Here is a 16,038-nt window from a genome sequence, read left to right as displayed (position 1 = left end):
TGTTCTTATAAGAAAAAATATTAATATCAACTATACTTGTAAGAAAGGTGGTTTGAAATGGATATAAAACAGTTAAAATATTTTGTTGAAATAGTGAAATCTGGTTTTAATTTATCAATTGCATCAAAAACTCTTCACATATCTCAACCAGCCTTAAGTCAAATTATAAAAACCTTTGAAGAAAATGAAAATGTGTATTTATTTGAGAGATATAAAGGCAGGTTAAATGGCTTAACTCCAGCAGGAGAAAGATTTTATGTAAATGCAGAAAATATTATAAATGAATATAAAAATATGATGGAGGATTTGCGAGAAGATTCTGTTCAGTTTAAAGGGAAAGTTAGAATAGGAATACCACCACTTATACTTGGAATAGCTTTTTCTGATGTAGTTGCACAATTAGTTGCAAACAATCCAGACATAGAATTTGATATAGTAGAGAAGGGGGCATACGATTTAAGTAGAATGCTTATTTTGCAGGAATTAGATTATGCAGTTCTTTTACATCCACATAAAATTGATAGGAGTGTAGTAACAGAACATGTACTTCAAGAAGACGAACTTACAGCATTTTTAAATATAAATCATCATCTCGCAAAGAAAAATAAAATAGATTGGAATGATTTAAATGAAGAACTGCTTGCAATATTTAATCCTACATTTATGATACATCATAAATTAATGCAAAAATTTACTGATGAAAAAGTTAAACTTAAGAGGTATATTATGTCTGGTTCTTGGGATTTCTTGTTGTTGTCAACTACAAATTCTGACTTTATAACTATTTTACCATCACCAGTACACGATTTTTTTGAAAATAGTCAAATTATAGAAAAACCATTTAATGACCCTATCACATGGAAGGTTGTGTTATGTAGACCTAAAAAAGAGCGTTATAGTCATGTAGATGAACATGTATTTAAATTTATTATAGATTTCTTTAGTAAAAAGAATCTATGATTTGTTATTTTAATAACAAATCATAGATAAAATAATTAAGTTCAATTACAATAAACTATTAGTTTTTCAACTACATATTAATTAAGGGAAAATAAATTTTATATAATATATAAATAATTTAGGAGGTTATTAAAGTTACTTAATATATAACTTCATTAAATTCTATAATATATAAAATTTTTATTTTGAAATATATAAAAAGCAGTGAGTGTATTTATACACTCACTGTAAAATATTTTGTATTTTTATTTTAAAGTATTGATATTATCAAGTGTTATTAGAGAACTTTTTACTTATTATAGTTAAACTCATAACTGTTAAGAAGATAAGTAAGCCAGGAAATACAGCTAAATATAACTTATCAAAAATATGTCTTTGAGCATCTTGAAGCATGTTACCCCATGATGCAAGAGGTAACTGTATACCAAGTCCTAAAAAACTAAGTGCAGATTCAGTTAAGATAGCATTTGCAATATTTAATGAACCAGCAACTGTGATAGTTTCTTTATAGAAGCCTTAGGAGCTAGATAAGTATTTAATACAATTAAAACTAAAAAACTTGGAATACTCATAAGCATGTCTACTAATCTCATCAGTAACTGGTCTAGTTTCCCACCAATATAGCCACTAATAACACCTATAGTAGTACCAAATACTATAGAAATAAGCATTGATAAGATACCAACACTAAGTGAAATTCGTCCTCCATAAAGTGTTCTAGCAAAGTAATCTCTTCCTAGTTCATCTGTACCAAAAATATGTTTTAACCTAGGTTCTTGAAGTTTAGTAGTAGTATCATAGAGAGATATTCCATCTCCAACAAACCCACCATCTGGATGTAAGTTCCATACAAGATGTCCTTATTGTAAGGAAATATGTAAAATAGAAGTGCCAGCTTTAAAGGAAATCTCAAAAAATCATATGGTTGCATGTCACTTAGTATAGAGGTTTTCAAAACTAAATTTGGCGTATATAATAAGAATAATAGATTAAAGTAAATATTTTATAATTACATGTAAAGTGTAATACTATCAATATTAAGATAGTTAATATATAAGTCTAATCTATAAATTATATATTGAAAAGAGAGGTAGCTATGTCAATTTTAGTAACTTTATTAGGTTTGTTGGTCTGTACAATAATTTCAACTATACTTAGTAAAAAATGGAGCAATATTCCTCTTGCAATTTATCAAATTGTATTAGGTGTTTTATTGTCTATTTTACCATTTAAATTTTCCTTTTCGTTTAGTCCAGATATATTCGTAATATGTGTCATAGCTCCACTATTATTTAGTGAAGGTCAAAATGTATCAAGAAGAGAATTATTAGAACTTAGAAGACCAATTTTACTTCTTGCATTTGGACTGGTTTTAACAACAGTATTTGCAGGTGGGATTTTTATACATTTTCTTATTCCTGAAATGCCACTATCAGTTTCATTCGCTTTGGCAGCAGTAATATCTCCAACTGATTTAGTAGCAGTAAAATCAATTACACAAGGTTTAGATTTTCCTAAAAATATGATGAATATACTTGAAGGGGAATCGCTATTAAATGATGCTGCAGGAGTAGTGGCATTTAAAGTTGCAGTACTTGCTACCGTTACAGGCTTTTTTTCAATAAAAGAAGCAAGTATTCAATTTTTGATTACTGCATTTGGAGGAATAATAGTAGGAAGTATTTTAGGATATATAATTATAAAAATAAGACTTAATTTGCACAAGTGGAATTTAGAAGAAATACCAATGGTAATAGTCATACAGATAATGACTCCACTTTTTGTGTATTTTGTGTCAGAAGAGCTAGGGGTATCTGGAATTTTAGCAGTTGTAATGGCAGGTATAGTCCATGGAATCGAAAAAGAACATTTACAAAATACAACAACTAAATTGAGAATAATATCAGATAATACATGGTATGTTTTGGAGTATGTACTGAATGGGTTTGTCTTTACATTACTTGGTTTTTTGTTGCCAGGTATATATCAAGGAATTATCACTAACAACGAAGATATAGCATTAAATTTAACTTTTTTAATTGTAGTTATATTATTTATTATAAGATTTGTATGGGTGTATTTATGGCACAGTTCTTTTATAAAAATCAAGAAAAATCCTTTAAATAATTTCTTTACAGGTTTTTTAGGATTTAAGAATGAAGAATTTGAAAAAGATGATACTTCTAGATGGAAATATTCATTAATAGTTGCTACTTGTGGTGTTCATGGTACATTTACACTTGCAACTGCTCTATCTATACCATTTTACCTAGACAATAAAGATATGTTTCCAATGAGAGATATTGTTTTGTTTATATCATCAGAAGTCATACTTATAAGTTTATTACTCGCAACAGTTTTATTGCCAGTACTATTAAAAAAGAATGTACAAAAGTCAGAAGACTTATTGTCTGATAGAGAGGCATATAAATTAATTTTAAAAGAAGCTATTTTAAAACTTAGCAATGAAAAAGCGCAAGAGGTACAGCCAGTAATACATGATTTAAATGAGCAGCTAGTAGATTTAGAAAAGGGTATATTAAATATTCCAGATAACAAAATTATAAATATGATGATTGCAGAGGCAGATAATCAAGGCTTAATAGCTGTTCATAAATTATTGAATGATGGAAAAATTTCTGGTAGAGCATTTGAGTTATATAGATTTTATATTACAAAATCGAGAAAATCTGTCCAAAAATCAATATTTAAGATTATAAAATTAAAAATAAGTATGTGGATTATAGATAGAAAGGTAAAAACAGAAGTAAAAGAAAAGATTACAAAAATAATATCTGAAAATAAGGAACTAATTAAAGAGTTTCACCATGCATATGCACTTTCTACAAAGACAGCTATATCATTTATAAATAAAAATATTAATGAAGATAATAGGCATGAATCATTAATAGTAATTAGATTTTATAATCGTTATCTAAATTGGCTGACTAGAAAAATTCATAATGATGAGAAATTTGAAGCAAAAGTAGTATACTATAGATTAATGGCAATACAAAGTGAAAGAGATAGTATTCAACAACTAGTTGAAACCAAACAAATATCAAGAGATGTAGCTAAAGAACTATTGGAAAATATTCTCTATGATGAAATGATGATGATAGAATGAAAAAAATAAACTGTATAGGATTTAAATTTTATTGGTACTAAAAAATAGGAAACAGTTTTCAATAATTGCTTGACATAGATATCCATTTATAATAGAATAAAGCTATAAATTGAATACAATATTTATGAGCGTTAACAAATTGGATTGTTACTGGGAAGCAGGCAATACCTAAGTTAAGATATACAGGTGAATTGTATCTTAATTTAGGTGTTTTTTTATGAATAAGGGAAATTGTATTTTGGGAGAGATATTGATTATGATTATTCAACAAATTTACAATAATAATGTTGTCTTAGTTTTAGATGAAAACCAAAAAAAAGAATTAATACTAACAGGATGTGGAATAGGATTTCAAAAAAAGAAAGGTCAAGAAGTAGATAAAAGTAAAATTGAAAGAACCTTTGTAACACAAGATGAAAGTTTTATAGATAAAATTGGAAAATTAGCAAGCCAGGTTGATGAGAAGTTTTTTGAAGTGAGTACAGAGGTAATTGCTCATGCAGAAGGCATTTTAAATACTGAACTTTATGAGTACATATATGTAGCACTTACTGACCATATTGCATTTGCAATTAAAAGATATCATGAAAATATAAATATAAAAAATGATTTACTGCATGAAATAAAAAGAATTCACAAAAAAGAATACGAGATTGGAAAATGGGCTGTAGATTATATAAATAAAGAATTTAATGTAGAGTTTCCTTTAGATGAGGCAGGATTTATAGCTATGCACATAGTAAATTCAAATTATAAAGGCAGTTCAAAGGAATCCCTGTTAATTACTAAAATTGTAAAAGACATACTAAATATTATAAGATATTATTATAGAGTTGAGTTTAAAGAAGATGATATAAATTATGATAGACTTCTTACACACTTAAAATTTTTTGCAAATAGATTAGTAAAAAGAGAGGAACTCAATGATACTAATAATGATATTGTAGATATAATCAAGATAAAGTATGAAAAAGACTATAATTGTGCATATAAAATAAAGACACATGTAGAGAAAAACTATGATTACTATGTAAGTCAAGATGAATTATTATATTTGACACTACATATTAAAAGAGTCATATCTGTGTTGAATTCATAATAAACATACTAAATAAATATAAATTCAATATCGGTGTTTAAGATATTATGTAAAATTTAATAGCAATATAATAATTTTAAAACATTAAGATTGTTACTGATAATGCAGGCAAGACTTAGGTTTATAAGAAAATTATGACAGTTTACTTTTAATTCTAAAATTAGGTTAATATAGGTTTATTTATATTAACATGAGGTTTATTTTTAGGATTAAAGCTACTAGTGTAATTTTTTATAAACTTAAGTCTTTTTTATTTAAAAAATATAAAATAATAAGGAGAGAGAAGTAAATGAAAAAAATATTTGGTGTTTTACAAAAAGTAGGAAAATCTTTAATGTTACCAGTTGCATTACTTCCAGCAGCAGGTATATTGCTTGGTGTAAGTAATGCTTTAGCAGGAGATGCGTTACTTGCTCATTTTCCAGCACTAGCAAATCCTACATTCCAACTTATAATAAGTATAATGGAAAGTTCAGGGCAAATCATATTCAATAACTTGCCACTTATATTTGCAGTTGGTGTAGCCGTGGGTCTAACCGAAGGCGAAGGTGTAGCAGCATTGGCAGCTATAGTAGGTTTTTTAATCCTTAATACGTCCATGGGTGTTATGGCAGGTGTCACAGAAGATATGATAGATAATTCTATGTATGCAAGTATTGTTGGAATACCAACAATTCAAACAGGTGTATTTGGTGGTATTATAATAGGCATAGTGGCTGCTTATCTTTATAAAAAATTTTATAAAATTGAACTACCTCAATATTTAGGTTTTTTTGCAGGTAAAAGATTTGTGCCTATTGTTACATCATTAACAGCAATAGTAATAGGAATCATATTATCATTTATTTGGCCACCAATACAAGAAGGATTACTTAGTTTTTCAAAAAATGTTATAGAAACAAATCAAACATTAGCAGCATTTATGGAAGGGTCTTTAGAAAGGTTATTAATACCATTTGGTTTACATCATGTTTTCCATAATCCATTCTGGTATCAATTTGGAGAATATGTAAACAAAGCAGGTGAACTTGTAATGGGTGACCAAAAGATATTCTTTGCTCAACTTAAAGATGGAGTAAATTTCACAGCAGGTACTTTTATGACAGGTGCGTTTCCGTTTATGATGTTTGGTCTTCCAGCAGCAGCACTTGCTATGGTACATGAAGCAAAGCCAGAAAAGAGAAAATTTGTAGCAGGAATAATGGCATCAGCAGCACTTACATCTTTTTTAACAGGAATAACTGAACCAATAGAGTTTGCATTTTTATTTGTTGCACCAGCATTATTTGTAGTACATTGTTTATTTTCAGGTTTATCATATGCAGTAATGCAACTATTAGGAGTTAAAATCGGATTCACATTTTCAGGCGGATTAATAGATTTCTTACTATTTGGTGTACTTCCTAATAGAACTCCATGGTATCTAGCTATTTTAGTAGGTATTGGATTTGCAGTATTATATTATAGTGTGTTTAGATTTATGATAAGAAAGTTTAACCTAAAGACGCCAGGAAGAGAAGATGAATCAGAGTCTAATGTGGAGACTAGTGAGATTTCAAAAGATGAGTTAGCATCAGAAATACTAATAGCTTTAGGAAATAAAGAAAATTTAAAAAGTTTAGATGCTTGTATAACAAGACTTAGATTAGTTGTAAATGATATAGATAAAGTGGATAAAGAAAAGTTGAAATCACTTGGAGCAGCAGGTGTAATGGTTATTGGAAATAATGTCCAAGCTATATTTGGTCCAAAATCAGATGCAATAAAATCTAATATAAAAGATATAATAGAGGGAAAAGTAAAGATTGAAAATACTGATATTAAAAATATAGATAAAAAGAAAATGGAAAAAAATAATAACACAGAAAACACTAATATAGGTAATACTTTGGTGGAAGAAGAAATTTATTCATTGACAAATGGAGAAATCTTAGGTATAGAAGAAGTTCCAGACTCTGTATTTTCAAGTAAATTAATGGGCGATGGTTTTGCAATTAAATCTGATGATGGATTAATTTATTCACCAGTAGATGGAACTATTGGAGTTGTATTTCCAACTAAACATGCAATAATAATCAAATCTAAAAAAACTGGAGTAGAAATACTTATACATTTAGGTATAGAGACTGTAAACTTAGAAGGAAATGGGTTTGATGTATTTGTAAATGTAGGAGATGAAGTTAAATCGGGTGATAAACTGGTTAATATGGATTTAGAATATATTGAAAAAAATGGTTTATCAACAATAAGCCCAGTAGTATTTACTAATTTAGAACAAAATCAAAAACTAAACATTAAAAAGGGAAAAGTCACAGCAAAAGAAAGTAATCGTGTAAGTATATTAGAAGAGAGTATTGAAAAAATAGGATAGATACATCAGTATGTATACTTAAAACTTGTATGAGTTTTAGTAATTATATAAGCATAATTTAAATTTATATATTTTAGTTTAATTAATAAAAATATATGATTTATATTTCAATCAACTAGAGGTACTAGTATGTCTATTTTACTAATACCTCTAATTTTTCTTGAAATAAAATCTATAATAATTATTTATTCATCTAACAAATTACTATCTAAAGGGCTTTTATTGTTTAGATAGTTTTTAGGAGATACACCATAATACTTTTTAAATGCTCTTACAAAGCTAGAATAATCATTAAATCCACATTTACTACAAACTTCACTCATAAGATGTCCATTGGTTATTAATGATTTAGCTAAAATCAGTCTTTTTTGAATTATATAATTGTGTATGGATGTTCCAGTATGAGATTTAAATCTTCTCATGAGATAATATTTGCTTATAAAAAATTCAGATGCAATGCAGTCTATAGAAAGTTTATTCTCTATATTTAAGTTTATATAGTTTAATATTTTTTTTATAGTTTCATCGTAAAATACATCTTCTACAGATTCTATGTTCTCGTTTTTTAAGAAAATTCTATTTAAAAATATCATAAGCTGTATGAACAAGGTATTTCTCAGTATTTCATTTCCAAATTCATTACTAGATTCAGAAATATTTATTTGCTCAATAAAAAGTTTGAGTGATTCAATGTCATGTATCTTTAAACGCAATAGATTACATTTATTTTCTGTGGCTGTCTTAAAACATTTTTCTAAATCACTAGTATTATCACTGTTTTTTTTCATAAATTCTGGGCTAATCCATATTGCAATTCTTTCATAAAATACATTTGAATCTATAACTGGTTTGTGAATTTCATTACTACTAATAAAAAGTATGTCCCAAGGTTTTAGTTTATATGGAATTCCTTCAACAAAATAAGTTACATTTCCATCTATAAATATAATTATCTTATTAAAATCGTGATTATGGTATTCAAATTCTATGTCTTTTTTATCTCGGATACTAAATATTTTAAAATTATCATTTAAGTATCCAATTTTATTGTCTGTAATTTTCATAAAAGACCTCTCTTAGATTATATTATAGAGCATTTTTTACAATATTTCAAGCATTTTTAACCATTCACATAGTAAAAAATTCTTAATATAATATTACATGAAGTGTAATTTTAGCAAAAAGAGTTTAAAGGGAGGAAAGCATTTATGAAATTAAATGATATTATACAGGGGTTGGATATAATCAGTGTCAAAGGTGAATTAAATATAGATATTAATAGTGTACAATATGATTCAAGAAAGGTTACAGAAGGTACATTATTTGTATGTATAAAAGGATTTGTGTCAGATGGTCATAAATATGTAAAAGATGCTATAAACAAAGGAGCAAAAGCTTTTATTGTTGAAGAAGATGTAGATATAAAAGGGTATACGTTTATAAAAGTAAAAAATACAAGAGAAGATATGGCAAAGATAGCTGACAATTTTTATAATCATCCATCACAAAAATTTAATGTTATAGGAGTTACAGGTACTAACGGAAAAACTAGTATAACTACTATACTAAATGAAATATTAACTTTGAATAAAAATAAAGTTGGTCTTATTGGTACTATAAAAATATTTGATGGTGAAAAAGACATTATTTCTAATTCAACAACTCCAGAAAGTATAGATTTACAATATCATTTTAATAATATGTTAAATAATGGATGTGATTACTGTGCTATGGAAGTTTCATCACACTCATTAGCACTAAATAGAGTTGATGAAACAGACTTTAAACTAGGAATATTCACAAACTTAACACCAGACCATTTAGATTTTCACAAAGATTTAGAAGACTATAGAAAAGCTAAAGAAAAATTGTTTTTTAAGACTACTATGGCAAACATAATAAATATAGATGATGATGGTGGTAAAAAGATATACGAAAATATAAAAGATATAGATGTCCCTTGTTACACATATGGAGTTGAAACTAATGCTGATTTTATGGCTAGAGATATAAAATCAGATTCAGATGGTGTATCTTATAGATTAATAACTCCTTCTTATGAAGAAGTTATATTTATACCAGTTCCAGGAATGTTTACAGTATATAATACTTTAGCTGTTATAGCTGCTTGTTATGTACTTGATATACCTAAACCAGTATATAAAGAAGGTCTTAGACTTTCTAATGGAGTATCAGGAAGGTTTGAAACTGTACCAAACGATAAAGGTATAAGTGTAATTGTTGATTATGCTCATACTCCTGATGCACTTGAAAATGTATTAAAGACAACACAACAATTTGCAGAAGGAAAAATAATTTCTGTATTTGGATGTGGTGGAGATAGAGATACTGAAAAGAGACCTTTAATGGGTGCTATTGGACAAAAATATTCTGATATATGTATTGTAACTTCTGATAATCCAAGAACTGAAGAACCAGAAGCAATAATAAAGGATATACTTGAAGGAATAGATAAGGAAAAGAAAAATTATCATGTTGTTGCTGATAGAAAGCAAGCTATAGAAGAAGCTATAAGTATGGCAAAGAAAGATGATGTTGTAATTATAACAGGTAAAGGGCATGAAAATTACCAAATAATAGGTAAGGTTAAGCATCATTTTGATGATAAAGAGATTGCTAATGAATGTTTAAGTAAAATGTAAGGTGAAAATTTAATAAAATATATATTTTAAGAATATAATATCAAAATTATTTTGATATTATATTCTTTTTATGTAGTGTACATTAATGCAAATTATGTTAGTAACCTTTAATATAGATAATATAATTTATTAAAATTGTATTATCTATATTAATTAATTTTTTATTGTAATAAAGTTGATAATTTTGTATAATTACAGTAAATATGGAAAAATAAGTATTGTCGCAAAATTGTTAAAATAATTGATATAAAATAATAATTGTATACATATAGATTCCAGAAAGGCAGGAAGCGTGATGTTGGGTGATGCAAAAAATAATAGGCAGGGTTTGTCCATAATTGCTATCATAAGTATCTTAGTAGTTACAATTTCCTGTTTGATTTATGGTTCAAAGTTGAATAAGACACTAGGTGAGGAAACGAATCAATATCTTTCAGAAATAGCAAATCAAAGTGTCAATGTGTTAAAAAAACAAATTAATGGCGATATAAAATTGTTACAATCAATTTCAATATATATTGAAGGAGAAGAATCTTTTGAATTGGACAATATTATTTCAATACTTAAAAGAGAATCTGTAAATAGTTCATTTAAAAGAATGGGTGTTATTCTACCAGATGGTATGGCATATACTACAGATGGTTATGTAGAAGATTTTTCTAAGAGAGATTATTTTTCCAAGTCAATGCAAGGAGAAGTAGTCATAACAGGTAAGTTAAAAGATGTAATAAAAGATCATAAAGACATTAATGTGTACTCTGTACCAATTTATAAGGGGAACAAGATTATTGGTGTTATATTTGCTACACATAGTACAAAGTTATATGAAAAGATACTCTCTGTACCAACTTTTAATGGAAAAGGATATTCTTATATAGCTAATAGTAATGGTGATATTGTTTTAAATCCAAGTAGCAAAAACGCAAACTCTAATATGGAAAATTTATTTTCATATATAAATAAAAGTAATGCCTTATCAAAATCTACTCTTAATGATATGAAGTTAAATATAAAAAATTCTAAATCAGGTTCATTAAGTTATAATATGTCTGGAAAAGGATATTATTTAAGTTATGCTCCAATAGGAATTAATGATTGGTATCTTTTTTCTGAAGTTCCTAGAACTGCTGTATCTGAAAAATCATATGCTATTATAAAACTTACACTATCAGCATGTATAGTTTTAATTGTGATATTTACATCATTAATAATTTATATCTTGATTATGCAAAAAAAGAGTAAGGAAAGGTTAGAAGAATTTGCGTTTAAAGACAGTATTACAGGAATTGGAAATTCAAATAAATTTAATCTGGAAGGTGGTAAATTTTTATCCACTCATGAGAAAAAGAATCTAGTTTTAATTTATTTTGATATAGATAAATTTAAGTTAGTAAATGATAGATTTGGATATGAAGAGGGAGATAGAGTATTAAGAAAAATTGCAGAGATGATTGAAAATATGTTTAAAGAAGAGTCTGTATTTTCAAGAATTTCAAATGATAATTTTGCTATAATATTTGAAAAAAAGAAGGATAAAGAATCAGTTATAGAGATATGTGAAATTATGCGTAAAAAATTATCTATGATAAAAACTAGCTTAGATGTAGAACTTAATCTGATACCATCTATAGGAGTGTATTTTATTGAAGAGGGAGAAACAAATATATCTACTTGTCTTGATAAGGCTATGATTGCAAAGACTACAGTAAAAAGAAAATACTTAAAAGTGTATGAGATTTATGCTGAGAATTTAAAGGAAACTCTTATAGAAGAACGTGATATTGAGCAAGAGATGCACGATGCTTTAAAAAATGAACAATTTAAGGTGTATTTGCAACCTAAAATTGAATTATCTACAGGTAAAATAGTAGGTTCTGAAGCTCTTGTACGTTGGCAACATCCCCAAAAGGGATTAATAAGTCCAGGTGTGTTTATTCCTATTTTTGAAAAGAATGGTTTTATAACAGAATTGGATATGTTTGTATTTATTCAAGTTTGTAAAAACTTTAAACGTTGGGAAAATGAAGGCTTACCTAGATTTCCTATATCAGTAAATTTATCAAGAGTACATCTTGAAAATCCAGACTTTATAGAAAAGTTTGAAAACATTGCAAAAGAATATGATATTGAACCAAATTTAATTGAAATTGAACTAACAGAGAGTGCAATATTTGATAATACAAAAATGTTATTTAAAATAATGCAGAATTTAAAATCTGTAGGATTTAAAATATCTATGGATGACTTTGGTTCAGGTTATTCTTCTTTAAATATGCTTAAAGATATGCCAATTGATGTATTGAAATTAGATAGACAATTTTTTATAACAGTAGAAGATACAAAAAAGAGTCAAATTGTGGTTTCAAGCATTGTTCAGATGGCAAAGCAACTTGATATAAAAGTTGTTTCAGAGGGAGTTGAAACCTTAGAGCAAGCAGAGTTTTTAAGATTTATAGGATGTGATATGGCTCAAGGATTTTTATTTGCAAAACCAATGCCAATAGAAGAATACGAAAAGTTGATATTAAATAGGAATGATATTGAAGGTATGAGTACAAATTAAAAAACTTAGTACAAAATGAAATAAAGATTTGTAAGAAGAGTGAACTTTGTATAGTCAAAGTTCACTTTATTTATGTAAAAATACTTTGGTATAAAAATATGAATTAGGTTTAGAGTATTACTTTACATTATATGGAGCATATAATATTTTCTAAAAGAGATATAATTTTTCTATGACTAGAAGTTTTTAATTTGAGTGTAGCAGTTTGTGAATATAAGAATATCAGCAATTATGTAAGTACTTGAGGGAGGAAAGTTTTTGAGTAATATAACAATTAGGGAAATGGTAAATGATGAAAGAAAGCTTGTTTTGGTGGAAAGCGTATTTGGGATTACAGTAAAGTACTGTCATTGTTGACAATCATAATTTCTGTGGGAATACTATATAGTTTTTAAAAACCACAAACCTTTAATTAAAAAAGAGAGCTTCTATTATGATTTTCAAAAATCATTTAGAAAAACTCTCTTTTTTATAAAATCTAAATAGCTATTATAATATAATAGAAGTTTCTATTATTCTAATTTTTTTATTGTAATACAATAGTTAAGATTGTAGATAAATAAGCATTTTAAACATTAAATCTAAATAATATTACGTCTCCATCTTTAACTATGTATTCTTTACCTTCTAATTTAACTAATCCTTTTTCTTTTGCAGCTGCCATAGTACCATGTTCAACTAAATCATTAAAAGCAATTGTTTCAGCCCTGATAAATCCTCTTTCTATGTCAGAATGTATCTTTCCTCCTGCTTGAGGTGCTTTACTTCCAATCTTTATAGTCCATGCTCTGACTTCTTTTGGACCAGCTGTTAAGAATGAAATTAGACCAAGTAAGGCATAAGATGATTTTATAAGTTTATCAAGCCCTGATTGTTCAAGCCCTAATGTTTCTAAAAATTCTTTCTTTTCTTCAGCAGAATCAAGTTCAGAAATTTCTGCTTCTATTTGTGCACATACAACAACAACTTCAGCATCTTCTGTTTCTGCAAATACTTTAACTTGTTGAACATACTTATTACTTTCTCCATCATCTGCCAGATCATCTTCTGATACATTTGCAGCGTATATTACAGGTTTAGATGTAAGTAAATCTAATGAATTTACAAAGCTTTGTTCATCTTCTGTAAATTGCATAGTTCTTACACACTTACTATTTTCTAAAGTAGCCATGATTGAATTTAACAAATCAAGCTCAGAAACTAAAGTTTTATCAGCTTTAGCGGCTTTTTGAGTTTTATGAATTCTTCTTTCAAGAATCTCTATATCAGAGAAAATTAATTCTAAATTTATAGTTTCTATATCGCGAAGTGGTTCAACAGAACCATCTACATGTATAACATTTTCATCTTCAAAACATCTGACAACATGTACGATTGCATCAACTTCTCTTATATGTGATAAAAATTTATTTCCTAAGCCTTCTCCTTTAGAAGCACCTCTAACTAAACCAGCTATGTCACAAAATTCTATAGCAGTAGGAACTATTTTTTCAGAGTTGTACAATTCTTTTAGTTTATCTAATCTTTCATCTGGAACAGATACAACTCCAACGTTTGGGTCTATTGTACAAAAAGGGTAATTTGCAGATTCTGCGCCTGCTTGAGTTATTGCGTTAAATAGTGTGCTTTTACCTACATTTGGTAAACCAACTATACCTAATTTCATATTAATCGTCCTCTCTCTTATTCTTTTTATATTCTTTATATAACTTTAAACAATCAATCTATGGGATTGTAAAATTGTTTTAATTATAGACATACATATTGATTATACATCATATATATGAAGCTTGTAAACTAGACTTTAAAGCAGACTGCTCTAAATAACTTTTTATTTAAATTTAAATAAAAATATTACTTTTAGAAAATAATAAAAAGGATATAATTAAATAGAAGGTTTTTATATATAAGTATATACAATCAAAAAATGAATAAATTTCAATTTTAAAATTGATGTTTAAATAAAAAATAGGAGGTACATATGGTTAATACTAAGAAAATAATAAATTTAGGTAATAATATTAATTTGACTTTGATAAAAACAGAAAAGTTTAAATCAAATCTTATAAGTTTGTATGTTCAGAGATTGTTGGATAAAAAAGAAACTACAAAAAATGCTTTGATACCATCAATAATAGCAAGTGGAAGTGAAAAATATCCTAGTGCCAGAGCAATATCCAATAAACTAGATGATTTATATGGTTCGTCTATGGGAGCTGATGCTGTAAAACGTGGAGAGCGTCAAGTACTAAGTTTTAAAATAATTAATATAAGTGAAAAGTATTTAGATGAAAATATATTTGAAGAAGTAGTAGAATTTTTTAATGAAGTAATAAATAATACACTTGTTGTAGATGGTGGATTTAAAGAAGAATATTTAAATATTGAAAAAGAAAATTTAAGAGATAAGATACAATCAATAATAAATGATAAAAAAGAATATGCACAAGATAAATGTATAGAAGCTATGTGTGGAAATGAAAGATACAGTATAAGTGAGTTTGGTTACGAAGATGAAATAGATAACATAACTTCAAAAGAGCTATATGAGCATTATAGAAATATACTTAAAACATCTCCAATAGACATAGTTGTAGAAGGTAATTTTGATGAAGATAAGGTTGTAGACATAATAAGTAAAAATTTAAAATTCGAAAGAGAAGATATTATAGATATACCAAAAGAAGATTTCATAAAACATGTAGATGAAGTAAAAGTAATAGACGAAAAAATGGAAATAACTCAAGGTAAATTAGTTATGGGGTATAGAGCAAATGTAGATTATGTAGATAATGATAAATATTATGCCCTTGTGGTCGGAAGTAATGTATTAGGTGGTGGTCCACACTCTAAACTATTTGTGAATGTAAGAGAAAAGGAAAGCTTATGCTATTATATTTTCTCTTCAATAGAGAAGTATAAAAGTATTATGCTTATATCATCTGGAATAGAAACTAAAGATTATGATAAAGCTGTAAAATTAATAAAAGAACAATTAGAAAGTTTAAAAGCAGGAGATATATCTGATGAAGAGTTAGAAAATAGTAAGCTTGCTTTAGTTAACTCTATGAAATCTATAACAGATAATATAGGTGGAATGTCTGATTTTGCTTTTTCTCAGTCTATGGCAAAGACAAATTCTGAAGTAGAAGACATAATATCTAGCATAGAGAAAGTTACTAAAAAAGATATAATTGAGGCTGTAAAAGATATAGAACTTGATATTGTATACTTTTTAAGAAATTAATGGAGGAG

General features: G+C 27.1%; 10 protein-coding genes and 1 pseudogene. 8 read left to right on the top strand and 3 right to left on the bottom strand.

From position 1 onward, the window contains the following. Positions 1 to 57 precede the first annotated feature (57 nt). Positions 58 to 960, top strand: a complete 903-nt coding sequence (locus tag IC219_RS06290; protein ID WP_227432394.1) for a LysR family transcriptional regulator — start codon at positions 58 to 60, stop codon at positions 958 to 960. A 476-nt stretch (positions 961 to 1,436) separates the two neighbouring features. On the opposite strand, the gene IC219_RS21965 is transcribed toward IC219_RS06290, so the two are convergent. Continuing rightward, positions 1,437 to 1,553 (bottom strand): hypothetical protein, encoded by a 117-nt coding sequence (locus tag IC219_RS21965; protein WP_413927526.1) that lies wholly within the window; start codon positions 1,551 to 1,553, stop codon positions 1,437 to 1,439. 211 nt (positions 1,554 to 1,764) lie between these two features. Here IC219_RS21965 and IC219_RS06280 point away from each other — a divergent pair. From IC219_RS06280 to ptsG, 4 genes and pseudogenes are all read left to right on the top strand, one after another. Continuing rightward, positions 1,765 to 1,905: pseudogene (locus tag IC219_RS06280) on the top strand (oligopeptide/dipeptide ABC transporter ATP-binding protein); the annotation flags it as partial. Positions 1,906 to 2,056: 151 nt separating this feature from the next. Then, complete coding sequence (locus IC219_RS06275; protein ID WP_227830797.1) at positions 2,057 to 4,087, top strand: cation:proton antiporter; 2,031 nt, start codon at positions 2,057 to 2,059, stop codon at positions 4,085 to 4,087. 256 nt (positions 4,088 to 4,343) lie between these two features. Further along, on the top strand, positions 4,344 to 5,186 hold the full coding sequence (licT, locus tag IC219_RS06270; protein ID WP_227830796.1) for a BglG family transcription antiterminator LicT: 843 nt from the start codon (positions 4,344 to 4,346) through the stop codon (positions 5,184 to 5,186). Positions 5,187 to 5,475: 289 nt separating this feature from the next. Then, positions 5,476 to 7,557, top strand: a complete 2,082-nt coding sequence (ptsG, locus tag IC219_RS06265; protein WP_227830795.1) for a glucose-specific PTS transporter subunit IIBC — start codon at positions 5,476 to 5,478, stop codon at positions 7,555 to 7,557. A gap of 185 nt (positions 7,558 to 7,742) precedes the next feature. Here ptsG and IC219_RS06260 read toward each other — a convergent pair whose 3' ends face one another. Then, positions 7,743 to 8,621, bottom strand: coding sequence for an AraC family transcriptional regulator (locus IC219_RS06260; protein WP_227482910.1), 879 nt, complete (start codon positions 8,619 to 8,621; stop codon positions 7,743 to 7,745). Positions 8,622 to 8,765: 144 nt separating this feature from the next. Between IC219_RS06260 and IC219_RS06255 the strand changes: the two genes are divergently transcribed. Continuing rightward, positions 8,766 to 10,220, top strand: coding sequence for a UDP-N-acetylmuramoyl-L-alanyl-D-glutamate--2,6-diaminopimelate ligase (locus IC219_RS06255; protein ID WP_227482909.1), 1,455 nt, complete (start codon positions 8,766 to 8,768; stop codon positions 10,218 to 10,220). 295 nt (positions 10,221 to 10,515) lie between these two features. Beyond that, entirely contained in the window at positions 10,516 to 12,783 is a 2,268-nt protein-coding gene (locus IC219_RS06250; protein ID WP_227830794.1) for an EAL domain-containing protein, read from the top strand. Between the two features lie 568 nt (positions 12,784 to 13,351). Here IC219_RS06250 and ychF read toward each other — a convergent pair. After that, on the bottom strand, positions 13,352 to 14,449 hold the full coding sequence (gene ychF / locus IC219_RS06245) for a redox-regulated ATPase YchF (RefSeq protein WP_227432402.1): 1,098 nt from the start codon (positions 14,447 to 14,449) through the stop codon (positions 13,352 to 13,354). A 315-nt stretch (positions 14,450 to 14,764) separates the two neighbouring features. Between ychF and yfmF the strand changes: the two genes are divergently transcribed. Continuing rightward, on the top strand, positions 14,765 to 16,030 hold the full coding sequence (yfmF, locus tag IC219_RS06240) for an EF-P 5-aminopentanol modification-associated protein YfmF (RefSeq protein ID WP_227830793.1): 1,266 nt from the start codon (positions 14,765 to 14,767) through the stop codon (positions 16,028 to 16,030). The last annotated feature ends 8 nt before the right edge of the window (positions 16,031 to 16,038 follow it).

This window comes from Clostridioides sp. ES-W-0018-02 (assembly GCF_020658175.1).
Lineage (GTDB): Bacteria > Bacillota > Clostridia > Peptostreptococcales > Peptostreptococcaceae > Clostridioides.
Note: the sequence above shows the minus strand (reverse complement) of the source record. Positions and strands in the feature narration are given on the sequence as shown.